Source organism: Pedobacter heparinus (assembly GCF_032678725.1).
Taxonomy (GTDB): domain Bacteria; phylum Bacteroidota; class Bacteroidia; order Sphingobacteriales; family Sphingobacteriaceae; genus Pedobacter; species Pedobacter heparinus_A.
The window spans coordinates 1-25472 of the sequence record NZ_JAVTSC010000002.1 but is presented as its reverse complement, the minus strand read 5'-3'; the positions used below and the strand labels follow the sequence as shown (position 1 = coordinate 25472).

Annotated in this window: 28 protein-coding genes; 21 read left to right on the top strand and 7 right to left on the bottom strand. The window is 38.6% G+C overall.

Annotated elements, in window-relative coordinates:
- Positions 1-6: 6 nt before the first annotated feature.
- From R2Q85_RS03290 to R2Q85_RS03190, 21 genes are all read left to right on the top strand, one after another.
- A complete protein-coding gene (locus tag R2Q85_RS03290; RefSeq protein ID WP_316810323.1) occupies positions 7-930 on the top strand; it encodes a hypothetical protein in 924 nt (307 codons plus the stop codon).
- Position 931: 1 nt separating this feature from the next.
- On the top strand, positions 932-1879 hold the full coding sequence (locus R2Q85_RS03285) for a hypothetical protein (RefSeq protein ID WP_316810322.1): 948 nt from the start codon (positions 932-934) through the stop codon (positions 1877-1879).
- A 10-nt stretch (positions 1880-1889) separates the two neighbouring features.
- Positions 1890-2831, top strand: coding sequence for a hypothetical protein (locus tag R2Q85_RS03280; protein ID WP_316810321.1), 942 nt, complete (start codon positions 1890-1892; stop codon positions 2829-2831).
- Positions 2832-2836: 5 nt separating this feature from the next.
- Positions 2837-3919 carry a hypothetical protein gene (locus tag R2Q85_RS03275; RefSeq protein WP_316810320.1) on the top strand — a complete coding sequence of 361 codons (1083 nt, stop codon included), beginning with the start codon at positions 2837-2839 and terminating at the stop codon, positions 3917-3919.
- Positions 3897-4787 carry a hypothetical protein gene (locus tag R2Q85_RS03270; RefSeq protein WP_316810319.1) on the top strand — a complete coding sequence of 297 codons (891 nt, stop codon included), beginning with the start codon at positions 3897-3899 and terminating at the stop codon, positions 4785-4787. Before R2Q85_RS03275 ends, R2Q85_RS03270 begins: the two co-directional genes overlap by 23 nt.
- Positions 4784-5842 (top strand): hypothetical protein, encoded by a 1059-nt coding sequence (locus tag R2Q85_RS03265; protein ID WP_316810318.1) that lies wholly within the window; start codon positions 4784-4786, stop codon positions 5840-5842. The genes R2Q85_RS03270 and R2Q85_RS03265 overlap by 4 nt, the downstream gene beginning before the upstream one ends.
- A gap of 4 nt (positions 5843-5846) precedes the next feature.
- Entirely contained in the window at positions 5847-6782 is a 936-nt protein-coding gene (locus R2Q85_RS03260) for a hypothetical protein (RefSeq protein WP_316810317.1), read from the top strand.
- Positions 6779-7711, top strand: coding sequence for a hypothetical protein (locus R2Q85_RS03255; RefSeq protein ID WP_316810316.1), 933 nt, complete (start codon positions 6779-6781; stop codon positions 7709-7711). The genes R2Q85_RS03260 and R2Q85_RS03255 overlap by 4 nt, the downstream gene beginning before the upstream one ends.
- Position 7712: 1 nt before the next feature.
- Positions 7713-8666, top strand: coding sequence for a hypothetical protein (locus R2Q85_RS03250; protein WP_316810315.1), 954 nt, complete (start codon positions 7713-7715; stop codon positions 8664-8666).
- Positions 8667-8668: 2 nt separating this feature from the next.
- Positions 8669-9295 carry a hypothetical protein gene (locus tag R2Q85_RS03245; RefSeq protein WP_316810314.1) on the top strand — a complete coding sequence of 209 codons (627 nt, stop codon included), beginning with the start codon at positions 8669-8671 and terminating at the stop codon, positions 9293-9295.
- Between the two features lie 17 nt (positions 9296-9312).
- A complete protein-coding gene (locus R2Q85_RS03240) occupies positions 9313-10296 on the top strand; it encodes a hypothetical protein (RefSeq protein ID WP_316810313.1) in 984 nt (327 codons plus the stop codon).
- Positions 10297-10542: 246 nt separating this feature from the next.
- On the top strand, positions 10543-11487 hold the full coding sequence (locus tag R2Q85_RS03235) for a hypothetical protein (RefSeq protein ID WP_316810312.1): 945 nt from the start codon (positions 10543-10545) through the stop codon (positions 11485-11487).
- Positions 11488-11496: 9 nt separating this feature from the next.
- A complete protein-coding gene (locus tag R2Q85_RS03230) occupies positions 11497-12351 on the top strand; it encodes a hypothetical protein (protein WP_316810311.1) in 855 nt (284 codons plus the stop codon).
- A complete protein-coding gene (locus R2Q85_RS03225; protein WP_316810310.1) occupies positions 12348-13301 on the top strand; it encodes a hypothetical protein in 954 nt (317 codons plus the stop codon). The genes R2Q85_RS03230 and R2Q85_RS03225 overlap by 4 nt, the downstream gene beginning before the upstream one ends.
- Positions 13302-13306: 5 nt before the next feature.
- Positions 13307-14290 (top strand): tail fiber protein, encoded by a 984-nt coding sequence (locus R2Q85_RS03220; protein WP_316810309.1) that lies wholly within the window; start codon positions 13307-13309, stop codon positions 14288-14290.
- Positions 14287-15210 carry a hypothetical protein gene (locus R2Q85_RS03215; protein ID WP_316810308.1) on the top strand — a complete coding sequence of 308 codons (924 nt, stop codon included), beginning with the start codon at positions 14287-14289 and terminating at the stop codon, positions 15208-15210. The genes R2Q85_RS03220 and R2Q85_RS03215 overlap by 4 nt, the downstream gene beginning before the upstream one ends.
- Entirely contained in the window at positions 15207-16154 is a 948-nt protein-coding gene (locus tag R2Q85_RS03210) for a hypothetical protein (protein WP_316810307.1), read from the top strand. Before R2Q85_RS03215 ends, R2Q85_RS03210 begins: the two co-directional genes overlap by 4 nt.
- Entirely contained in the window at positions 16151-17056 is a 906-nt protein-coding gene (locus R2Q85_RS03205) for a hypothetical protein (RefSeq protein ID WP_316810306.1), read from the top strand. Before R2Q85_RS03210 ends, R2Q85_RS03205 begins: the two co-directional genes overlap by 4 nt.
- The gene (locus R2Q85_RS03200) at positions 17053-18075 is read left to right on the top strand and encodes a hypothetical protein (RefSeq protein ID WP_316810305.1); all 1023 of its coding nucleotides are present in this window, start codon (positions 17053-17055) and stop codon (positions 18073-18075) included. The genes R2Q85_RS03205 and R2Q85_RS03200 overlap by 4 nt, the downstream gene beginning before the upstream one ends.
- A gap of 47 nt (positions 18076-18122) precedes the next feature.
- Positions 18123-19028 carry a hypothetical protein gene (locus R2Q85_RS03195; RefSeq protein WP_316810304.1) on the top strand — a complete coding sequence of 302 codons (906 nt, stop codon included), beginning with the start codon at positions 18123-18125 and terminating at the stop codon, positions 19026-19028.
- 6 nt (positions 19029-19034) lie between these two features.
- The gene (locus R2Q85_RS03190; protein WP_316810303.1) at positions 19035-20054 is read left to right on the top strand and encodes a hypothetical protein; all 1020 of its coding nucleotides are present in this window, start codon (positions 19035-19037) and stop codon (positions 20052-20054) included.
- A gap of 161 nt (positions 20055-20215) precedes the next feature.
- Here R2Q85_RS03190 and R2Q85_RS03185 read toward each other — a convergent pair whose 3' ends face one another.
- From R2Q85_RS03185 to R2Q85_RS03155, 7 genes are all read right to left on the bottom strand, one after another.
- On the bottom strand, positions 20216-20488 hold the full coding sequence (locus R2Q85_RS03185) for a hypothetical protein (protein ID WP_316810302.1): 273 nt from the start codon (positions 20486-20488) through the stop codon (positions 20216-20218).
- A 39-nt stretch (positions 20489-20527) separates the two neighbouring features.
- Complete coding sequence (locus tag R2Q85_RS03180; RefSeq protein ID WP_316810301.1) at positions 20528-21472, bottom strand: Rpn family recombination-promoting nuclease/putative transposase; 945 nt, start codon at positions 21470-21472, stop codon at positions 20528-20530.
- A gap of 147 nt (positions 21473-21619) precedes the next feature.
- Positions 21620-22090, bottom strand: coding sequence for an SMI1/KNR4 family protein (locus tag R2Q85_RS03175; RefSeq protein ID WP_316810300.1), 471 nt, complete (start codon positions 22088-22090; stop codon positions 21620-21622).
- An 893-nt stretch (positions 22091-22983) separates the two neighbouring features.
- Complete coding sequence (locus R2Q85_RS03170; RefSeq protein WP_316810299.1) at positions 22984-23292, bottom strand: hypothetical protein; 309 nt, start codon at positions 23290-23292, stop codon at positions 22984-22986.
- Between the two features lie 126 nt (positions 23293-23418).
- Entirely contained in the window at positions 23419-23862 is a 444-nt protein-coding gene (locus R2Q85_RS03165; protein WP_316810298.1) for a hypothetical protein, read from the bottom strand.
- Positions 23863-23915: 53 nt separating this feature from the next.
- Positions 23916-24998, bottom strand: coding sequence for an ADP-ribosylglycohydrolase family protein (locus R2Q85_RS03160; RefSeq protein WP_316810297.1), 1083 nt, complete (start codon positions 24996-24998; stop codon positions 23916-23918).
- 201 nt (positions 24999-25199) lie between these two features.
- On the bottom strand, positions 25200-25472 hold a 273-nt coding region (locus R2Q85_RS03155; protein ID WP_316810296.1), incomplete at its 5' end, for a hypothetical protein.

The following is a 25472-nucleotide window of genomic DNA, read 5'->3' as shown; positions in this document are numbered from 1 at the left end:
ATACACATGAGAACAACCAGATTATTGCTAACCTGGGGCCTGGTATCGATTGCCTTTGCCCTTAATGCTCAGGTTTACGAGGATCCTGCTAACGGGAATGTTGGAGTTGGAACTCAGTCGCCTGCGGCTAAACTTCATATAGGTCAGGGCAATCGAGAGATACGTTTTGATTATGATGGGACAAATAACCATTATGGCTCATTAAGGTGGGCAGGGCTGCAGCTGGGAAATAATGGAAGCAATCGAATCGTTGCCGGCCGTTCTGTAGCCGGAGGATTATTGGATTTCTACGTGAACAATACTAACGATGGGGCAAACTACGATATCGGACCTAATGGAATTTTGGCAATGCGGATTAATCATGACGGCAATGTCGGGATTGGAACAAGCACACCTTCTGCAAATCTAGAAATTCGAGGCAATGGCTTAAGATTGAAGTTAAGTGACACGGGGCCTGAACAAGAGACAAATATTACATATTCCACCACAAGCTATGGCATTTGGCAAACAGGTGTAAATAATACCGGTGGTGGATCGTGGTGGGTATATCAGTCTGGTTATGGATACTTAATGAATTTCTTATCTAATGGCAACGTAGGGATAGGGACAACAACTCCTAAGGAAAAACTTTCTGTAAATGGGAAAATCAGGGCCCACGAAATTAAAGTTGAAACCGCCAACTGGCCAGATTATGTTTTCACTAAGGATTACCAACTCCTACCCCTTCAGCAGACTGAACAACACATCAAAGAAAAAGGCCATTTGCCAGGTATCCCCTCAGCTGCGGAAGTAAAAGCCAATGGAATTGATTTAGGAGAAATGAATGCGAAGCTGTTGCAAAAGATTGAAGAGCTGACTTTGCATTTGATTGAACAAAACAAAAGGCTAAGTGCTCAGGAGAAGGAAATAAACAAGCTAAAGAATAACTAAGATGAAAAAGGTATTTGCAATATTTATTGTTTTACTATTACACAAAGCTGTTCATACCCAAACTCTACAAACTGCTTACGATAATGGACGGATTATTCAAACAGGGACTAACATGCCTGTTGTAATTAAAGCAGGAGATGGCGCACATGGCTTACAGATTTGGGAAAAACAGGCTGGTTACGGCTATTTAGAGTTTTTTAATCATTTGGGTGGCGGTCCACAAAGAGCAATATTTGGTTACGATTCGAGGTTAAATTATGAAGCACCTGCCCATAATTTCATTGGAAACATAGGGATTGGGAATACCAACCCTACTGCAAAAATTAGTTTCAATAATTTAACTAACGATAATACTGATGGAATTACCTGGTATAGTCCTAATTCTTTAGTTTATGGAATACACAGAACCGCTGGTACATGGGCGGCCCCTAATTATCAACAACTAAGACTGTCATGGGATACCGGTATAATATTAGATCCTGGAGTTTCATATGGAAAAAGTTATGTTGATGTTCAGGGTGCAGGATTGAGAGTTACATCTGGAGATATAGGTATTGGAACACTTGAAACAAGAGGGTACAAACTTGCCGTTAACGGCAAAATCAGAGCCCAGGAAATTAAAGTAGAAGCTTCCCCCTGGCCGGATTATGTTTTTACCAAAGATTATCCACTTCCAACCCTTCAACAAACAGAACAACACATCAATGAAAAGGGCCATTTACCCGGTATACCATCAGCCGCAGAAGTTAAAGCAAATGGTATTGATTTAGGAGAAATGAATGCGAAGCTGTTGCAGAAGATAGAAGAATTGACACTTCATTTGATTCACGAGAGTAAAAAGAACGCTGAAAATCAGCAGCGATTAAAGAATCAGGAGAAGAAAGAGGTGGAAAGAGCGCAGAGAATTAAAATGTTAGAAGAACGCCTTAATAAAATTGAAAACCGCTAAAAATATAAGGATGAAAATAATCAAAGTAGTGCTCACCTGCTGTATGCTATTCACAACGATTATAATTAAGGCTCAGGTGTATGAAGATCCTGTTACAGGAAATGTTGGAATTGGTACCTCGACTATTGATAACACGCAGAGCTGGAATAAAGTACTTCAACTAAATGGACTACAGCACGCCAAATTTTTAGTTACGGAAAATAGTGGTGTTAAGGTCGGCATGTATGCTCATGCTGGGTATAATGGGAAAATTGGTACAGAAAGCAATAATAATCTGACTTTTACAGCGGGGTATTGGAATGATGTAATGACCTTAACCACGGCTGGAAATGTAGGAATTGGGACATTAGATCCGCAAACTAAGTTTCACCTCGTGGGTAGCGGTACAATGCTGAAAGTTGAAAATACCGATGGTATAACTGCAAATCAGTTTTCTCAAGTAAATATTAAAGCGGGTGCTTCTGACAATTATATATGGTCAAACAATGAAAATTCCACTGGTTTTTATGGTGGTTCTGGGGCATTAAATATTTACACTGGGCAAAATTCGCCAATAGCATTCTTTACCAATGGTGGCAATGAGCGAATGAGGGTTGATGGTTCTGGAAATGTAGGAATAGGCACGAATAACCCTAATGAAAAACTTGCAGTAAATGGCAATATCAGGGCAAGAGAAGTTAAAGTAGAAACCGCTAACTGGCCGGATTATGTTTTCACTAAGAGCTATCAACTCCCAACGCTTCAGGAAACGGAAAATCACATAAAAGAAAAAGGGCATTTGCCCGGTATTCCCTCAGCTGCAGAAGTGAAAGCCAATGGGATCAACTTAGGGGAAATGGATGCGAAACTTTTGCAAAAGATTGAAGAATTGACATTGCATTTGATTGAGATGAAAAAACAAAATGACCTAATACAAAAGGAAATTAAGAGTTTAAAGGAAAGCAAAAAATAAAGTAAATGAAAAAAAGGATACTATTATTTATATTGATTACTGGAATCTTTTCAAATACCAGGATATTGGCACAACAAACTGCCAATGTATCTGTAGGTGGATCAGGGTGGAAAAGAATTGCAAGCATTCAGGGGGACAATGGCCGGGGCTTTGGTCGCATCAGCCTATACACTATTGGGGGTACTTATACCCCCAACATGACCAGCGTCAATTGGCATCACGATTGGGGTTCCAATGCCGGACTCTCCATTTATTCAGATTCTGATGAGTCACCTTATTGGTCCGGATTCCGGATTACAGACGACGGCCTGAACGCTTACATTGAGGTGAATTTTACGGCAGCTGTTACAACGCTAACATTGTTGTTAGATGACTACGGATGGCGTGCGGCAACTTTGTATACCGGAACACTCCCTGATGGAGGTGGAGACGTACGAAGCATTGCAAGCAATGGAAGGATCAGCGTTGAAAACGAATTTATTCTAAAACATAATGGTTTTGTTGGTATTGGTACATCCGATCCCCAGGCTAAATTGCATGTAAATGGCCATGTTAAATTATCCGGTAATTACGACGGAACAAATAATGTCCAGTTCGCTACGGCTGGAGGTGCGGGGAGTACCTGGGAGCTTTACCCACAGCCGAATGGTTTTGGAATTTTTAACCGTACCAACAATTCCTGGCCAATTTTTATTACAAACGATAACAATATTGGGATTGGTAATTATATTCCTGTCTCAGGTTACAAACTCGCTGTTAACGGAAAAATCCGTGCCCAGGAAATCAAAGTTGAAGCATCCCCCTGGCCGGATTATGTGTTCAGTAAGGACTATCAACTCCTAACCCTTCAGCAGACCGAACAACACATTAAAGAAAAGGGTCATTTACCAGACATTCCGTCAGCTGCGGAAGTAAAAGTCAATGGTATTGATGTAGGTGAAATGAATGCCAAGCTGTTGCAGAAGATTGAAGAATTGACATTGTACTTAATAAAAAAAGACAAAGAGCTTTCCGAAGAAAGATCAATTAATAAAAATCAGGAACAGCGACTCAAAAAACTAGAATTTGAAATCACTAAAAATAAATAAAATGAACCTACTTTATAGATCATTACTGATATTTCTGTGTCTTTGCTTTGCGAAAAACAGTGATGCACAAATATTTAATCTTGGCAATAGCGGCTCTAATTCTGGCTGGTATAAGCTAGGAAGGCTATATTTACCACAGCAAGGTGAAGATGCTGAGTTAAATATTGTTTCTGGTGGAGGATATAATGCGAATCCAGATCAAATGGGTGAATGTTCTATTCATTTTAGGACAAGTAATGGTAATTCAGAAAATTCCGGATTTTACGCTTCAGGGAGTTATTATAATACTGGCAGAAAAGTAATTGACAGCCTTAGAATTGTCCAGGTTAACTTAGAGTTATGGGATTTTTATGCCTATCTACCTGCATTTACAGGTTCGGCTTCCCTACTAATCTTAAAATCAGTTTCTGGGAATTGGACAAGTGATATGGTATCCGGTACAATTCCAGCTAACAGCATTTACCTAGCCCCAAGGGAACAATTGTATTATTCAAGCGATATCTACTTTGGAAGAAATGTAGGAATAGGTACTACAGATACACAATCTTATAGATTTGCCGTTAACGGAAAAATACGAGCCCAAGAGATCAAGGTTGAGGCCTCTCCATGGCCAGATTACGTTTTCACCAAAGACTACCCACTCCCAACCCTTCAACAAACAGAACAACACATCAAAGAGAAAGGTCATTTGCCGGGCATCCCTTCCGCAGCGGAAGTAAAAGCTAACGGGATCAATTTAGGGGAAATGGATGCGAAACTTTTGCAAAAGATTGAAGAATTGACTGTGCATTTGATCGAGATGAAAAAGAAAAATGAGGAGTTGAATCAAAGACTACTAAATGTTGAAAATAAAAAAAGAGTTCTATGAAAAAGTTTTTTTTAGGCATTGTCAGCATACTTTTTATAAATGAAAGCAATGCACAAAATTTAATTAATCTTGAAGGTTGGACCCCTGGTCAGGCATCAATAAATCACTTTACTACAAATGGTCAACTTACAGAAAATATAAGGGAATGGGGAGATGGGCCACATGGCAAGAGGGTTATCGTATGGAAAGCGCAACCTGATGGGAATGTAAATGATGACGGAGGCTGGAACAGTTATCCTTTTGATATTGATCATACGAAAATGTATCGTTTCAGTGTGTGGATAAAGAAAACAAACTCGCACAATGGCACTTCTTACTTTGGGTGTGAAAATGTAACTGATCTTGACGGAACCGCGCATCCAAACGCTTATTTCTGGTATGGTGATTTGCCGGAGCTGAATAAATGGTATTTGCTTGTGGGGTATATCCATGGTAGTGGTGATGCATCTCAAACTAGTCTGGGAGGAATTTACGATGGAACAACAGGAGCCAAGGTTTTAGACTGTACAGACTTTAAATTCTTCACAACTACAGTTAATACTTATCATAGGAGTTATTTGTATTATGACAATGAAGTTAGTGATAGGCAGTATTTTTATGCGCCTCGTGTGGATTTGGTGAACGGAGATGAGCCATCTATACAATCTTTACTTGGAACACAATCTGCCCTGTCAGAACAAACTTATTTTTCGGGGAATGTTGGTATAGGTACAACAGATTCAAGAGGGTATAAATTAGCTGTTAACGGTAAAATCCGCGCCCAGGAAATCAAAGTAGAGGCTTTTCCGTGGCCAGACTATGTTTTTACCAAAGACTATCAACTTCCAACGCTTCAGCAAACAGAGCAACATATCAAAGAAAAAGGCCATTTACCTGGCATTCCATCAGCTGTGGAAGTAAAAACCAATGGGATTGATCTTGGTGAAATGAATGCGAAGCTGTTGCAGAAAATAGAAGAGCTCACCTTGTATTTACTGAAACAAGATAAAAGAATAAATAGTCAACAGGAAATATTGGCTAGACAGCAAATTGAAATTCAGGCGCTTAAAAAGTAAAACAATGAAAATTATAAACAAGATAATTTGGCTCCTACTTGTTGCGTTACCAGTGGCTGGGAAGGCGCAGGTCCTGGGTCCGCTTCAGGGGAATAGTGTTGAAATTTCATCTGCTGGTGGAGCCACCGAAAATTCCTTTATGAATAAAAAATGGTTGTATCGCACGCAGAATGGCAATAGTTGGTACAATGCAAGCTTGCATGACGGGATCAGTGTTGATATCTCCTTTCTTACACCTCAGGTTGATACAAGATGTTGGTGGGAAAGAGATCCTTATAATAATATACAATCCTGGGGAGATGGCGCAAATACATATCTGACAATTAATCAGGGAAATGTAGGAATTGGCACAACCAATCCAGGTAGTAGAAAGTTCAGATTAGTAACTGCAGTTTCAGAAAATGATGTTGGTGTAGAAGTTGAAATTGGTCGCACCACTGGAACTAACTATGGTGTTGTTGGAAAAGCTACGGGTTCCGGGGCTAATACCAATATAGGCCTTTTTACTACTGCAATCGGTGCAACATCGAATTTGGGCTTAAGAATTTATAATGTTGCCAGTGCCTCTAGTAGTTATGCAATTTATAGTGACTCACCTGCTCAGTCTTATTTTCAGGGAAACCTAGGAATTGGAGTCGAAGCACCAACAGAAAAACTATCCGTAAACGGAAAAATACGCGCTCAGGAAATCAAAGTAGAAGCCTCTCCATGGCCAGATTATGTATTCTCCAGAGATTACCAACTTCCAACCCTTCAACAAACGGAACAACACATCAAAGAAAAAGGGCATTTACCCGGCATCCCATCTGCTGCGGAAGTGAAAGCCAATGGCATTGATTTAGGCGAAATGAATGCGAAGCTGGTGCAAAAAATAGAGGAACTGACATTGCATTTGATCCGTCAGCAAAAGGAAATTGAACAATTAAAGAAACGCAAATGAAAAATACTATTTTACTATTAGTTTTATCTTTTATTGCTTCTAACATCAAGGGGCAATCATTACAAGAAGTTACAGATATTGGAAGTACAACTTCTAACACAATATCCATAAATACAGGAAACGAGGGATTAAGATTAGTTGGGAATTCATACTTATCTTTTAGAAATGCCGGGAATTTATCAAGAGTGGGTTATCTACAACATGATGGAGATAATTTAGTTATCAGCTCAGATGTTGGAAATGTAAGATTTACAAACAATGTTGGGATTGGTACAATTTATCCAACACAAAAGCTCACTATTGATGGAAGTATAAAGATAAATGGGCAAAGTAGAGGCTTATTTATTCAGTACGCGACATTGTCTGAATCTTTAAATGGTGCATCTACAATTTTGGGAAACAATGTGAAGGCAGGACTGGGAAATAATACGGTTCAAAGATTTGTTAGTCCAGATGATCCAGGATCGTATGTGTCTTTGAATTATTATCATGGTATCACCTTCCATACTGGGGTTGCAAGCGCATTGAACACAGATATCTCATCAACAGATAATGAAGTGATGCGGATAACACAGGCGGGCAATGTCGGGATTGGAACTACAGATACTAAGGGTTATAGGTTCGCCGTCAATGGAAAAATACGCGCTCAGGAAATTAAAGTAGAAGCCTCGCCATGGCCGGATTATGTTTTCACCAAAGATTACCAACTCCCAAGCCTTCAACAAACGGAACAACATATAAAAGAGAACGGCCATTTACCCGGTATACCGTCAGCTGCGGAAGTAAAAGCCAATGGAATTGATCTGGGTGAGATGAATTCGAAGCTGTTACAGAAGATTGAAGAACTGACACTGCATTTGATTGAAAAGGATAAACAAATCCAGAAGCTGGAAAAACGAATGAGCTCTCTCGAATCTAAAAGTCAATAAAATGAAGACAAGCCTAAAGTTCACGCTACTTAGCATTATAATGCTGATTTTCTTTTCTGACAAAGTACTTGGACAGATAGAAACAGTAATTCCCCCGTCTAACAGATCGACAACATCTCTTGAAAAGAATATGTTGTTCTATTCGGATCAGCGGTATTCAGTTAGCCAGAGTGGCAGTACGTCACTGCCACTTGCTAACCTATTTGATGGAAGTTTTCAGCCGTTGTATTCTAGTCCTATTGACCCGCTTAATCCATTCGTTGTTCTCATCGAGAATTTGCCAAATGCACATGTTCAGGCGGGTGCATGGATTGGCTGGACTACAAGATTTTATAATCCTATAAAATTTAAAATCGAAATTTATAACATTCATGAGGGAGCAAATACATGGGTGACTGTTGCAGAAGAAGCTAGCTATTCAGGTTTTAGTTATATGGCATTAGTCAATGGAGCCGCGGTTGGCAAAATAAGATATACATTTTATAATGCTTCAGGACCCGGTAACGAGTTAGGGCTTTCCGAACTATTTTTCATACATCCTGAAGGCACAGTTGCATATGATGGCTTGCTGGTTAAGCATACAAATACAGGTGATGTAGGTATCGGTACATATGATACCAAAGGGTACAAACTTGCTGTTAATGGCAAGATCCGCGCCCAGGAAATCAAAGTAGAAACCGCCAACTGGCCAGACTATGTATTCACCAAAGATTACCGGCTTCCCACCCTCCAACAAACAGAACAGCATATTAAAGAAAAAGGTCATTTATCTGGCATCCCATCAGCTGCGGAAGTAAAGGCTAATGGTATTGGTCTGGGAGAAATGAATGCGAAGCTGTTGCAGAAGATCGAAGAATTAACATTGCATTTAATAGAAATAAGCAAGGAGAATAAAGCAATAAGGAAAGAATTAGCTGACCAGAAAAAATTGATAATAAACTCAAATAAAAAATAGTTATGAAGCACATTTTATGGATAATATTAATTTTTCTTTCGCTTGGATCGTATGCTCAAAATAGTTTCCCCCCATCTGGCGATGCATTTGTTTCTGGAAAAATAATCAGTTCTTTAGCAGGAGCAGATATTGGTGGGCATCTTGAACTCCGTAATCCTGCAAAGACTGCAAATGGAGTTGCAAGCAGCTGGATTATTTTTAACATGGCAGGTAGCTATGGCAATAGCCTTCAATTTTGGGCTTATGATAACATTGGTTGTAGTTCTGGCGGCATGTGTTCAAGCCGATTAACATTAATGGACAATGGTAACCTAGGAATAGGTACCACAACACCTAGTTCAAAACTTGCCGTTAACGGAAACATTCGTGCCCAGGAAGTCAAAGTAGAAAATGCTAACTGGCCAGATTATGTTTTCACCAAGGACTATCGGCTTCCAACCCTCGAGCAAACAGAACAGCACATCAAAGAAAAAGGCCATTTACCAGGCATTCCATCAGCTGTGGAAGTAAAAACCAATGGTATTGATTTAGGGGAGATGAATGCGAAGCTGTTGCAAAAGATTGAAGAATTGACGCTTTACATTATAGATCTTGAAAAGAGAGTGAAAACAATTGAGATTAAAAATTAATAAAAAATCAACTCAATATGAAAAAATGCTATACAATTCTGGTGATTACTTTGGTTCTGCCAATGTTTATTGTTGGACAAACCCGAAATGATGCTGGATTGCAAGGCGATGCAGGGGCAACGTCCGGTTTTTTCGAAGCAAATGCCCCGGTAAATTATCCAGCAGGTGCTACTGGCTGGTGGCATCTTTTAGATGTTAGACATAGTAATCCAAGTAATAACTTTGCTATGCAATTTTCAGGAGGCTTTTATGATCAGGAATTGCATTTCAGAAAAACTAGCAATAGCGCTAGCCAGCCATGGAGTAAAGTATTATTGGAAACTGCCGGGAAGGTTGGCATTGGGATTAACAACCCACAAAGCAAGCTACATATATATCAAAGTCTTCCTGACCAATCAGCGATGATTGTACAAGGTAATACCATTAACCCAGATAATGCTCAGCATTATGTAGCCATTACATTGGACGGGGATTATGGAAATGGAACTGGTAATTATTCTCAAATAAGAAGTTACAGTAATTTGCATAATTATTGGGGAAGCCGATTGGCGTTCTTTACAACCTCATCAAGTGCTGCAAATACACTTCTGGAAAGAATGAGGATTGATGCAGATGGTAATGTAGGCATAGGAACAGATGACCCCAAAGGGTATCGATTAGCCGTCAACGGAAAAATACGTGCTCAGGAAATTAAGGTAGAAGCCTCGCCCTGGCCAGATTATGTCTTTACCAAGGATTATCAGCTCCTAAGCCTCCAACAAACAGAACAACATATCAAAGAAAAAGGTCATTTACCTGGGATTCCATCTGCTGCGGAAGCAAAATCCAATGGGATTGATTTAGGAGAAATGAATGCGAAGCTTTTACAGAAGATTGAAGAATTGACTTTGCATTTGATTGAAAAGGATAAAGAAACCAGGGTGCTGAAAAATGAAAACAAAGATATCAGATTGAAACTCGACGAAATCATATTAATGCTGAATAACAAAACCATAAACTAAATTTCAAAGCAGGTTTACGCCGGGGGTAGGACAAAAAACTGCCCCGGAGAATTTCATAAAAAACTTAAAGATTATCTCCTTCAATTCTTAATAATGCTTCCCATGCTAAATGAAGGCCTATTTTGATGTTTGTTTGGAGCAAAAACACTGTAAAAAAATAATTTTCAAAAAAAAGTAAAGGGCAATCTGGTTGCCCTTTCTTTTTTTAAGATTGCTTGGTTGTAACAGCATAACAAAACCAGGCATATGAAAATATATTTAATAACTGCAATGCTCTTGACAATAACACATAGTTCATTCGGTCAAAACACATTTCCTACGAGTGGTAATGTAGGTATCGGTACAGAAGACCTGGTCGCAAACCTTACGATTGGCGAATACGGAGGATCAATAGCCTTAAGAGATAGAACTACCTTAACATCGGGAACATCGTCATTGGGGAAACTTAAGTTCTATGATTATTATGGCGAAGCAGCCCATATTGCCCTTGAACATAATTTCTACCTGGGGTCTGTCCCAAGAGCGATGTTGTTCTCAGTCAATAATGCTGAAAGATTACGTATAATTTCAAATGGAAATATAGGTATTGGGACAGCTGTCCCCAAAGTACCGCTTGAGGTGGCCAAATACGGTAATAACGTTACTGGAGACATGACGCTACTTACTACTTTTACCGATCCTACAGGGATAAAGGGGATATCGTTGGGCTATAACCAATCTTCGCAGGCAGGAATCATATATTCTGAGAACAATACCGGGGTGGGTTCTCCTTTAGAGTTTTGGACTTATAATGGAAGTTCATTTGCTTCAAGAATGGTGTTTACCCAAGGTGGAAATTTAGGAATAGGTATTGCTTCGCCCGCTGAAAAGCTTGCAGTGAACGGCAATATAAGAGCCAAGGAAGTAAAGGTAGAAACCGCCAATTGGCCAGACTACGTTTTCAAAAAGGAATACCCACTCCCAACTCTCCAACAGACAGAACAACACATCAGGGAAAACGGTCATTTACAAGGTATCCCTTCTGCTGCGGAAGTAAAAGCCAATGGTATTGATCTGGGTGAAATGAATGCGAAGCTGTTGCAGAAGATTGAGGAGTTGACGCTGCATGTGATTGAAATAGGGAAAAAAGTAAATGTATTGCAAAGCGAAAACGAAACCTTTAAAAGAAAGTTGAAGATCCCAATCAGATAAACAAATCAAATGAAAAAGTTTTTAGTATTATTAAGTTTTTGCTATGGATTAACGGCTTTTGGTCAGACAGATGTACCATTAAATGTACCAGGTATAGGGCATGGAGCTTCAGTTAATGACTCAAATTATCGGTTTAATTATTCTGGTCTACCGGTAGGCCATTATGCATTAGGATGGTATGATGAAGGGCTAGGTAGTCCGGTTGCTTATTTGTCCGCTCATGCAGGCTTACGATTTTTTACTGCTGGAATTCCCAGGATTAACATTGCATTTAACGGAAATGTAGGAATAGGAACAACCGCGCCCATCGGTAAACTTGATGTCAGAGGCAATTTATTTATCGGTACTACAGATCTTTCAATAGGTTCCGTCGGCTCTTTCATACAAATGGATCAGGGTGCGGCATCTGGCGATACTTATTCTCAAATAAGAGCATTTAGTAATGGTGGCAATACTTTAAACAATCTAATCCTACAAAATAGCGGAGGTGATGTCGGTATAGGGACAACTGATCCCAAAGGATATAAATTGGCCGTTAACGGTAAAATCCGCGCCCTGGAGATCAAAGTAGAAGCTTCTCCGTGGCCAGATTACGTTTTCGCCAAAGATTATCAACTCCCAACCCTTCAACAAACAGAACAACATATCAAAGAGAATGGCCATTTGCCTGGTATCCCGTCAGCTGCGGAAGTAAAGACCAATGGAATTGATGTAGGGGAAATGAATGCCAAGCTGTTGCAGAAAATCGAGGAGTTGACATTGTATTTGATTGATATGAAAAAAGACGCAGAGCACTATAAAGATCAATTTAACAAACTACAGTTAGAAGTAACTGAATTGAAAACCAAATCTTTAAAGAAATGAGAGCATCTTTGATTTTATTTATTTGCCTGGCATTTTTTAAACTAAATGCGCAAGTTACTTCAATCGCTCCTGGAGACTATAAAAACGTCATTATCCCCAACTATAGCACTAATAGTGATTACACTAATTGTTTGATCCTGCTTCACGAAGCATCAGATGGGACACTAATTAACGCCAATTACGCGGTGGGAACATTATTTGCCTATAGGGGGAGCACGGCATCCTGGAATAGAGTAAATATTGCTGAGATTAATAGTTCATCTGCTTATAATTCGGTTTCAGCAAATGTTACTTCTATTTTCAACAACGCGGGGGAATGGAAATTAAAGACATGTGTGTTTAATGGTAAGAACTACCTGGCATTAGATGTACCCTATAATGCATCTCATCATGACTATGGTTATAGATTTACCGGTTGGACGGTTTCTACAGGAGAAAACATGCTTACAGTTCCATATAAGATTAGTGGTGCTCTTGTTAATCAGGATGTGTTAAGTAACATTCAGGATTTTATTCCCAATCAGATCGAAACCCATGATGTTCCGCAATTCAATATTAGTGGAGATGTTAATATTGGCACATCAGCATTAAATTCCAAACTTGCAGTGAATGGAAATATAAGGGCCAGAGAGATAAAAGTAGAAAATACCAATTGGCCCGATTACGTTTTCGCCAAAGACTACCAACTACCAAGCCTACAAGAAACAGAACAACACATCAAAAAACAAGGTCATTTGCCCGGCATTCCGTCTGCTGCAGAAGTAAAAGCCAATGGGATTAATTTAGGTGAAATGGATGCAAAGTTGTTACAAAAGATCGAAGAACTGACGCTGCATTTAATAGAAAAGGAGGCTGAACTGAAACTTCAAAAAGAGGTCCTCGATAAGCAACAATTTCAGCTGAAAAAGCAGCAGGAACAAATCAATTCAATTATTCAAAAGCTAAAATAATGCGTATGAAAGTTATAGCGTTAAGTGTACTATCCTTGTTTTTAATTTCTTCCGTGTACGCTCAAGATGAGAGTTACAATACAATAACCACAACGTCCCTCGATGCGAACAACCCGACCTCTATTAGAATAATTGGGCAAAACGACCCGGTAGGTATTGTAAGTGCCAGGAATATATCATTTGATTTTATTTCGGCAGGTAAAGCGCAAATTCAGGCCTACCGAAATGGTTCCATGGGAACGACCTTACAATTTCTAACAAATGATGACACAGATCCGCTTGGGGGTACGCCATCTGTAAGAATGCAGATTAGCAAGAATGGAAATGTTGGTATTGGAACAACAAGCCCCGGCCAACCACTTACCGTGCCTATTATATCAAATGCTCAAGGAATTAGTCTTGGTACATATTCTTCTCTTTTGGCTGGACAATTTGCTTTTATAGGTATTACTGGTGCTGATGGAACTTTTAATGGAGGCAATCTTTCAAGCACAGATAATGGTTCGGCAGGTATGGCAATAGTACACACTAGTGGGGGAACGGGCAATAGCGCAGAGATAGCATTTGTAACACATAATAACGGGCATGATTCAAGAGAACGTTTGAGGATAGATCGATTTGGTAACATAGGCATTGGTACAACTACTCCATCCGATAAGCTCGCCGTTAACGGTAAAATCCGGGCTCAGGAAATTAAAGTTGAAACGGCCAACTGGCCAGATTATGTTTTCGCCAAGGATTATAAACTCCCGAGCCTCCAACAAACCGAAAACCACATCAAAGAAAAAGGTCATTTGCCAGGCATTCCTTCTGCTACAGAAGTAAAGGCCAATGGAATTGATTTGGGGGAAATGAATGCGAAGTTGTTGCAAAAGATAGAGGAGCTTACCCTGCATTTGATTGATATGAATAAAAAAATTGGGCTTCTAAACTCAACTGTAGGAGAGCAAAGGGATCAGATTAATCAATTAAAAAATAATAAAAGATGAAAAAGCTATTTCTAATAGGGTTATTCTTTCTTGTTAAACTTGGATACGGGCAAACCAGTAATTATTGGGAAGGATCCGTTACGTTTCCGGATAATTATCAGGTGGGGGATTATAGGGAGTTTGTAGGAGTTGCGCCAATTGGTGCTGGTGCATCAGGAAACTATGAAATCTCCATTTGTTATACCAGGGGAAACATCGCTGCTGCAGCAACATACCTTGCAAGTATAACACATTCAAATCCTGATATTTGGAGAGAATTAGGGAGGGTCAATAGCAATGGTTACGTCACTCCGGGATCTGAAAACCATAATTTTACAGTTGATTGTAATACTGAATATGCAAATCCCAGGTTTAGAATCAGGGCAATCAATACTTATGGAGTAACATCACAACCTTTATTAGTTTACATTAAAGTAAGGTCTATTAATTTCAATGCCTCCTGGACAACTGTGAGTACCATTGGAAATGACTTGACGGTAAGCAAATTCCTTCCAATGACAAACGATTGGAGTTTGTATGTTGGTAACACTGTTACAACTGAAGGGGCAAGCATCGCGATTAGAGCGTTAGAAAATGGAAATGTTGGTATTGGAACTACTACCCCCGCAGAAAAACTCTCTGTTAATGGCAAAATACGTGCTCAGGAAATCAAAGTAGAAAATACCAACTGGCCAGATTATGTTTTCACCAAAGACTATCAACTCTCAACGCTTCAGGAAACGGAGAATCATATCAAAGAAAAAGGCCATTTGCCTGGTATCCCCTCAGCTGCGGAAGTAAAAGCCAATGGAATTGATTTAGGAGAAATGAATACAAAGTTATTGCAGAAAATAGAGGAACTGACGCTGCATTTAATCGAGATGAAAAAAGAAAATATGAATTTGAGCAAACGGGTGAATCAATTAGAAAATAAGAAATGAAAACAGTAATTACCATACTCTTCATGCTACTGTCCATGTCTGTGAGTTATGCAGGATTTAATGGCAGCTTTAAGGTAAATGGGGACAGTGATAAATTTTATCCGGTAACTTTTGTAGATGGCGCCTGGGATAATAACATTCCAACCGAGTTATACTTAGGGCGTTCTTCTATTCATACTGACGCTATCTGGTTAGGCTCATTGATGTCAAAGTTTGTTTTTCATGTCAGTTTAGGTGGACATAAGTCCAATTTTATAAATGCAGACATCAGGCAATCTGAGATTGTGTTTATAGCAGGCTGGAAGGACGCAACTGCCAATAGTGGTGACAATAAGAAAATCATAATTTGGCTGAAAGGTGGAGGAATTACCTATTACTATAATAGCAATTTTGAAGTTAGTCCGGCGGTTTATGATGGTGTATCTAACACGCTACCATTTAACGAGCCTTCAGCGTATGATCCGGCAGGGACAGATCATACCTTTAAAACGACGTTAGAGCAGTATGTAAATACTCAAGGAATATCTCATGAATATAATGCTTACTTCAATGGGCAAGCAACAAATTTCTTTGCAGGTAAAGTGGGTATCGGAACAACTACACCAACAGAAAAGCTATCAGTCAATGGCAAAATTCGCGCTCATGAAATCAAAGTAGAAACCGCCAACTGGCCAGATTATGTCTTTACCAAGGATTATCAGCTCCTAAGCCTCCAACAAACAGAACAACATATCAAAGAAAAAGGTCATTTACCTGGGATTCCATCTGCTGCGGAAGCAAAATCCAATGGGATTGATTTAGGAGAAATGAATGCGAAGCTTTTGCAGAAGATTGAAGAATTGACTTTGCATTTGATAGAGCAAAATAAAAAAATAGAAATGCAGTCATCGGAGCTTAGTGGTCAAAAAAAACTTATTGAACAACTAATAAACTATAGAAAATGAAAAGAATTTTCCCTACCATCTGTCTCTTATTCTTTTGGGTATCTACGCAAGCACAATCATACGAAGTAGTAAATTATAATCGCAACGATACGCCAACGAATGGTGTAAATATTAGAACAAATCTACCTTTTGGAGACGGTACCCAAATGGTGAGTTTAAAAATTGAGGGCTATAGTTACGGTCTATCGGAAGTTATCTCATTAAATATTGTCTGGTATATATATAGTGGTGTTTTTTACAATCCTGCGATTTCTTCATCTGGTGGATATACCCCAGAAGTTTTTTTAACGAATAATAACGGATTTGTAAATGTCTTTATCAATGATAGGGTCTATTATCAGCGATTTAAGGTAACTGCATTTGCACAAGGTATGGCAGAGCAAAGTAGTTGGTTTCAAGGGTGGACAGTTGCTGATGAGCCAATCCAAGGCACTCAAATTCACAACTTAGCTTACAAAAATAGATTTCAGGGGATAGTAACCAATCAAGGTGATTTGTATTCCTTAGGTAAAGTTGGTATCGGCACAACGGATACTAAAGGCTATAAGCTGGCAGTCGCCGGTAATGTGATTGCTGAATCAGTTAAAGTTCAACTTCAAGGCTCATGGTCAGATTTTGTATTTGCAGACGACTATAAACTTCCAACCCTCCAACAAACCGAACAACACATCAAAGAAAAAGGTCATTTGCCCGGTATTCCTTCTGCTGCAGAAGTAAAGGCCAATGGTATTGATTTAGGTGAAATGAATGCGAAGCTGTTGCAGAAGATTGAGGAGCTGACGCTGCATTTGATACGGAATAAAAAAGAGGTTGACCTCTTTAAAAATACCATTGATGAATTAAAAAAAGAGAATCAAACCTTGAGATCCAGTCTTGAAAAGATAATCCTAAAACTAAAATGAAAACAATCAGAGCAATAATTTTATTCATCATTTTGTTGGGCGGAAGGAATATAACAGCTCAAACATTACAACAGGTAACAGATAACGGGGCTACAACTTCCAATGGTATTTCTGTTGCATTGATTACGGCAAATTCTTCTTCGTTTGCAGGCGCCACTGTGCCAACTCATATCAATATGTTAGAAGGATACAGAATTAACGGTTCTATCGCTAACACAAGTCATAATGGAATTACCTATCAAAGTGGAGGCGGTGGTGGTGCTGCCATTGGTTTTTTTCGAGATGGAAGCTACGGCACGGGTCTGGATTTCTATACGAATTATAATGGTGCATATGGTGACTTTCAACATAGAATGAGAATTGGTAGTAACGGTAATATAGGCATAGGAACAACGAACCCTCTGGCCAATTTACATGTAATTGGAGCTATTAGATGGGGTGGTGAAGACACCAATTATCTCTATACGGGCCAGGATGTAAGTGGTGCATATTTTGAGCAGGTTGGAACTGATGCTGATAAAAGTAGGATAAGGTTTCAAACGTCAAAAAATGGTTCTGGATCAAATTATGCACAACTTTTAATTGACCCAGAAAATGGTTTTAGTTTCCTGAACCTGGGTGCTGCCAGTTCTAATGTAGGTATCGGTACAAAGGATACTAAAGGGTACAAACTTGCAGTTGCCGGCAATATGATTGCAGAATCTATTAAAGTTCAACTTCAGGGATCATGGTCAGATTTTGTATTTGCAGACGACTATAAACTCCTAACCCTTCAACAAACAGAACAGCATATCAAAGAAAAAGGTCACTTACCTGGTATCCCCTCAGCTGCGGAAGTAAAAGCCAATGGTATTGATCTGGGAGAAATGAATGTGAAGCTGTTGCAGAAGATTGAGGAGTTGACGCTGCATTTGATCAAGCAAGAAAAAGATCAACAGTTGAATTCGGATCGTCAAAATAGTTTAATAAAGAAATTGATCGGTCGCCTAGAATCTTTGGAAAGAAAATCAGGACAATGAACTTGGCCACGATAAATTATCACAATCAGAAATAAAATTATATACGAATGAAAAATAAAATATTCCTAATAACAGGTCTTTTATTGGTAAACATTTTTTCTGCAAAGGCTCAGAATTCTCCGCTATTCATTTGGGGAGGTGGACTAGATGGAACGACTTATCAGAAAACAGGTATTTATTCCGAATTGTATGGACTGCTCATTGAAGCGCCGCTAGACGCTTCGGGATCAAAGTTGCCAATCCAATTTGGTTGGCGGGGTGCGGGTAGCTATGCCTTGAAGATTTTGTCAAATGGAAATATTGGAGTAGGAACTAGTAATCCAGGTCATAAATTGGATGTTCAAGGTGGAACGGCTAATGTTAATCTTGATAATATTTCGGCACTGGGAGGACAACTTACTATAAGTAACGGTTATGGTAATCTTGATGGTGCAGTAAGGCTAAATCTTAACAATGGTGGTGCTGTTAGTTGGATAAAAGGAATAGTAACGGGGCCAAATACAAACACTGGTAGTGCAATGGTTTTCGGCGTGCCCTCCGAAACAACAGATGGAATTGAACGCATGAGAATTACTTCATCTGGAGATGTTGGTATTGGAACAATAGATCCAAAGGGCTACAAACTTGCTGTCAATGGCAAAATCCGTACACAGGAAATCAAAGTTGAAACTGCCAACTGGCCGGATTATGTTTTCAATAATGATTACCAACTCCCAAGCCTCCAACAAACCGAACAACACATCAAAGAAAAACGTCATTTGCCTGGTATCCCTTCAGCTGCTGAGGTAAAAGCCAATGGAATTGATCTTGGCGAAATGAATGCGAAGTTATTGCAGAAAATAGAGGAGCTGACTTTGCATTTAATAGAAAAGGAAAAAGAGATCGTCAAGACAAATAATCGAGTAGAAGAATTGGCATTGAAACTTGAAGAATTAACGCACAAACTAAATTGATTGGTAATGAAAACATCATTAATTGTCTTGATTATAGTATTTAGCAGTTATAATACTTTTGCTCAGGCAGACAGCTTAAATGTACATGATACCAGAGGTACTGCTACTTCACCAGCTGACTATAGCCGAATGTTAAAATCCCATTTTAAGTATTCCAACATTTTGGGGTTGCCTTTGGCAGGAAGTTCATACCATACCGTAATCGGATTAAGAGGTTGGAATGACAATACTGGTGGCAAGGCCCATGAACTTGCATTTTCTGATGATTCAAAACTTTTTTTTCGGTCGGGATATACACCTACCTGGGAAGGGTGGAGACAAGTTCTTGTTTCTAATGAAAATGGAAATTATGGAATAGGGACCACTTCCCCCTCTGAAAAACTTGCAGTCAATGGAAATATTTTGATTTCTAATTCATTGATTCCTATGGGCCTGATGACCGAATTTCAAGGGACTGCAACGCCTTTGTTAAATTTTGATGTAAATTTTAGATCATCAAATAAGGACAATACTTACGTTGGAGGTGCGTTTAGGATTGATACGAGAGGAGAAACTGCCGGCGCGCCATTATTTCAATGGATTTCTCGACAGGCCAATACAACAATTGAATCGGTCGAAATGAGCCTTACATCTTCCGGATACTTGGGTATTGGAACCTTGTCGCCGCAGGAAAGGCTATCCGTAAACGGCAATATCCGAGCAAGAGAAATCAAAGTTGAAACCGCCAATTGGCCTGATTATGTCTTTACAAAAGATTACAAACTTCCAACTCTTCAACAAACCGAACAGCACATCAAGGATAAAGGCCATTTGCCCGGTATCCCGTCAGCTGCAGAAGTAAAGGCCAATGGTATTGATCTGGGAGAAATGAATGTGAAGCTGTTGCAGAAAATAGAGGAGTTGACTTTGCATTTGATTGAAAAGGAAAAAGCAATTTCTGATCAAAATAAACGTATCGAGAAATTAGAGGCGTTTAATGAAAAACTAAGCACTCAAAACCACCTAAAAGGTAGCATGGTGCAATAAAACTATTGGGCTGAGAGAGCCTTTAGTGCAGGCTCAGTTGGGGTTTGCTGGGCTAGAGGTACCTTTTAGCCCAGCAAACCCCAACCAACCCTCCAACCAACCCTTATCAAGGTATTTTTAGTCCTGCAGCTTCCTTTGTAGAGGGCAAACCAATTTATGGCTTAAAGTTTACTAATTTCTTCAATACTGAGTTCCGTTAGTTCTTCGATTTCTGCTAAAGGCACCCCTTTGTTTTTGAGTTTGATAGCCACTTTAACTGCATTTTCATGCGCACCGCGTGCTTCTCCACGGGCTTCTCCTTCTTCGCGGCCCATTATCTTTGCTCCGTCAATTACGGCGTAATAATCCCATCTGGCTTTAGTTTTTGCACTGATCATGTTCTTTTCCTCTTTTGTTAAGTTAATGTATCTGGCAGCCTGGCAAAACTGGAGCAATTGGGGCTCCGTAAATGCAGCAGGTGTTAACTGTGGATTCTATTGAAGGGACAGAATTTCTTTCTGGCCCAAGCCTGTTGCTTCGGAAATGATGCCTAGATCAATATTCTTGGCTAATAGAGCTTGCGCGATTTCAATGGCTTTTTCGTGCGCTCCATCGGCTCTTCCCAAGGTTTCTCCCTCTTCGCGGCCCATTATCTTTGCTCCGTCAATTACGGCGTAATAATCCCATCTGGCTTTTGTTTTTGCACTGATCATGTTCTTTTCCTCCTTTGTTAAGTTAATGTATCTGGCAGCCTGGCAAAACTGGAGCAATTGGGGCTCCGTAAATGCAGCAGGTGTGTTTTTTAAGTGTTTCAGGTTTTTGAGAGCATAAATCCATTTTTCCAGTTCGTTTTCCAGCTGGTTTTCTGTTTTGTTAAAACTGAGCAGTTCGATGTAAGTAAAACGCAGTCGCTCATTGAAAACCCTTCCTGTATCTGCGTTGATTAATGCTACATCGTGTAACCATTTACCTTTGTTTCCTGCCTTAATCCTAAATTTTTCCAGTAATGTAATCACGTATACGTCTTTAAGTGCATAGGCCCATCCCTTGCGATTGCCATGCGGCGCCTGTTCCATAACGAGCTTGGAAGCGTAAAATAAAGACCTTTCCTTAAAACTCTTCTGCCAGTTCCTTTGCATTTCTACGATGAAATAGGCACCGTTCTGGTCTTTACATACCAAGTCAATTACCGCCCCGCCTTCTTCCTTGGTTTCGCCGGGATATTCGTTTTTCAGAAATTCGAGCGAGACTACCTGCCGTTTTCCTTTGAGTACATGATTCAGGAAAGTTATAGTAATGTCCTTACTCTGCTCAGCACCAAGCAGGCGTTTGAATCCGAGATCATCCAGCGGATCGATAAAGTAAGGCTTTCCTTCCTGAATGCTGTAAGCAGCAACCGGTTCGGCAAGTACATTTTCTGTAAAGTCCTCTTTTTGCATAAGATCTTTTAAGCAAAAATAGAACTTTTATTGTTTAAAACAAAATTTAAATAAATTATAAGGATTATATATTTCTTAATTATTAATGATTTGATATTTATATCGGAATTTTGGATTAGCATTCAAAAATTTGATGTCAGGGGGGAGCTAGGAAAACTGCAATTCGATAGCATCTTTTAAATAGAGATCAATAAATTCTGAAAACGAATTCGCTATTTTCTTATAGTTCTCCCCACAAAGAATATATACGTCATTTTTATTCGCGAATTTAGAACGGAGCTCAATTGCATATGCAAAAAGGTTACAATTAAAATCAGCAAATACATAGAGATCATTAATGTTATTGATGCTCAAGATATCTTGATAATTTGGAACACCATGCCAGTTTTTGAACTCTTCTTTCACTTTTCTAATCCTATCAATTGAATAAAATTTATAAAAATCATCTGCATAATCCCCCCCAGTCCCATTTAATGATTTAAAATATTCAATTAAATCATCAGGCAACCTAACATCATTTTTTTCCTGGAATAACGACAAATAATTATCGTCTACCGCTGATTCACTAATTGCATTTTCAGCAAGCCATTTTTCTTTGAGTTTTTTTAACCAAATCATAAAGTTCAATTTATTCCCATTGATAGGTCTACCTTCAGGTTCTTTATAAATCTATAAGTATTTTTTTTGTTCATAACTTTGATTTAATCATATCTTTTTAATCAACTCGATAAATTCTTCTTGATCGATGATTATTTTATTTTTAAAAAATAAATAAACAGATTTAAAAATATCATTATGCTTATTCGAATATAATGGTTGCCCTTATATACACCCCACTCCTTCATTTTTAAATAGACAAACAGAGCTAATAGCATTAATGCCTGCAAGAAAACCAAAAATATGTATGGTTTACCTTCAATTTCCATAATTGCCATACTCACTAAACATATTGAATACACGATACCTGAGATTATGGAAAAAATTAGATGATTCTCTGCTTTAGTAGATAAAATCATCCATCCAAAAAAAAGATAATAAAAAGCGAGTAGCAGCATTACAAACAGATCAGGAATAATCGAATTATAATTCGATATAACCGTTGCTATCATGGAACCGCCAAAGAACAACTCCTCTGACCTGAATCTTCTAGTTGATACATTAACGAAAGCTTTAAAAAAGTTTATTATATTTTTTACAATCGCCATTTCATTGTAATTTCAGCACCTAATATAAGCTTCGCTGAGAACTTTATAGAATTTTCCTGGGACTACTGTTTCGTCATATTGAGTCTCTGTAATTTCCTGGTTAGCTACAGCCAGTGGCCCAGAAGATTAAACCTTGGGCATCCCATGGATATAGGGTAGATTACGTGACCGGCGAAAATTTACCAAGTGACAGAGTTTTTATCAGCGATGCGATGTCGTTTTATTCGAAGTCAGCACTTAAGTAAGGCTCAGCGCTATATTCCAATTGACGTAAAATCGATATATCAGCTAAACTGAACGGGAAAATTAGATTGTTATAACTTTGTTTCTTAATTTGCATTTATCCGAAATGAGGTATAATAATATTATTAATCCAATCAAAAACATCCAAAATAATACCTTAATGACTTTCTGGTCATAAGCAATTTCCTGTTTCTTTAAGGCTATTTGATGGAGCTTTTCAGCTTTTTCTGTCGCGCTCGTTTTAGATACAATAACATGAGTTTCCATCAGATCCACTTCATACTTATTGCTAACCTTCAGATTTATATATAAATAAATCTGAAGCAAAACTCCTGTAATGCAGATAACAGCTAATATCTTAAGCGTCTTCATATTCGGGGATTTTGATATCTTAGTTAAATACTGTGCTTCTTAAAATTGGTTTTGAGTATTTCCAGCTTGCTGTAACCCACCCTTGGTAGCCATCCATTCAGCCATTCTTTATATCGGCATTGTTTTCTAGTCTCTTAAACTTAAATTAAAGTCAGATGGAAGGGTAGGTGCGACCAATGTAACCGGTCGAATTTTAGATTGAGGATTTAGCACGGAATCAACCAATGCTTTTACATCTTTATCGGTAAAACTACCTGATTTTCCTTCCCATTGCCAATACCGCTGAGTCTGGTAGTTTATATGTAGGCTTCCTAAATAATACTTTTCAAAATCCTGTCCCCAGTTAATAATATACCGATCTGATTTCCATTCTTCTATAAAAAATTCTTTCTGTCCAAGCATTGCCAGATAATCTTGATCTCTCAGGTTATCGTAAAAATATAGTACTTTAATATCATGTTCACCTGTTTTAATGTTAGGCTCTTGTTTAGATTGCAGCAAAAACGGACTCATGAAAATTTCTCGTACTCCGATTTCCGTTTCAATAGTAATGATGAAAGAGTTGAACATTGTGCTTAATGTTAGGTTAGATTTCAGTATGATATGTGGTAGTTGTTATAAAGTTAATAAATAGTGGATAATGAACTTAATTGCGTAAAAGATTTTTTTCCAAATCGTTCAGCCAATGCTAGGATGTCATTCTTTCTTGCAATTTGGCCAATCCATTTTTTTGGGATCCCTTCAAACCCATATAATAGTCCGGCAAGCGCTCCTGTTACAGCACCTGTTGAGTCTGTATCGTCGCCTAAGTTTACGGCCTTCAAAACAGCTGTTTTATAACTGTTGGTGGTTAAAAGACACCATATACTCGCTTCAAGTGTATGTATAACATACCCACTACTAAAGATTTTATCTTCGCCAGATTCAAAAATGTCCTGTTTTAACAACCGATCGAAAAATTCAATTTCTTTCGGTTCTACCAAAGACGAAATTAAATGATCTGTAATTTTAGTTTTAAGAATTTCATATATCTCAAACTTGTCCCTGCCCTTATATATCAACCTTGCGAATTCGAGATAGTAAAAGCAAGCATTTACCGAGCGTGTGTGTCCATGCGTAATGGATGAAACCTGCCTGGTAATTTCGTATCGCTCATGAATGGGCTTGTCAAACAAATAAAAGAGTAATGGAGAGATTCTCATTAACGAACCATTTCCATTAGATGAAACCTCAAATCCACCTGCTAAGTCTGGTTTTACACCTTTTTCTAGTCGTTTGATAGCTTGTTGAGTTGCGATTCCAACATCAAAAACGTGTCCCGTTGCTGTCCAATAATTATCGTAGAACCATTTTACAAAATTCTGTCCGATAACATCTAAACTAAATTCGTCACATAATGCCTCAGCCAAACAAAAAGTTAAGGAACTATCGTCTGAGAAAGTCCCTGCAGGTAAATTGTATGTGCCATATCCAGTCATGTCAGCTACGGGCTTTATACGAATGACCTCTCTTTTTGTAAACTCTACGGGAACACCGAGGGCATCACCTACGGCTACGCCGAAAAGTAATGATTTAACTGTTGACACGAATTGTTTTTCATTCATCGTATCTCCATGGACGTCCAAATCATTTTTCCCTCTGCTTAGTATTTTCGCCAAATTTACTTTCCAAAAATTCTTTTGGAAACAAAACATTAACTTTCCCATTCTTATTACAATATAACTTAATTTTCATGAATCAAGTTAATATTCCAATAGGTTATGCCTAACTGATCCTCCCAAACATCTTCATAATCCTCATCTATAAGAAATCGCCATCCTGGGGCAAGGCCTAAGTATTTCAAAATTAATGGGCATATTTGCTCTAAATGCTCAACATGCATCGGAACAAAAAATCTGGATTTTGTATTACACAAATTCAATATAGCTGCCATGAGTTATATATTCTATATGTTGTTTCTCTTCTATAATATTCGGCTGAAAAAAGCGCAGTTCGATTGCATCGGTACTGATATTATTTTCCTTAATAGTAACATCAATCACCAGGACTGCAATCTTATAATCCCCATTTTTGACTCCTTTTTTAAGCCCATTCTCTAACATGGAAATTAGTTCTAAAGAAGACGGAAAATCATCATTTAGGTATGCAGATACAGGCTTAATTTGGTCGTTCTTATCAAG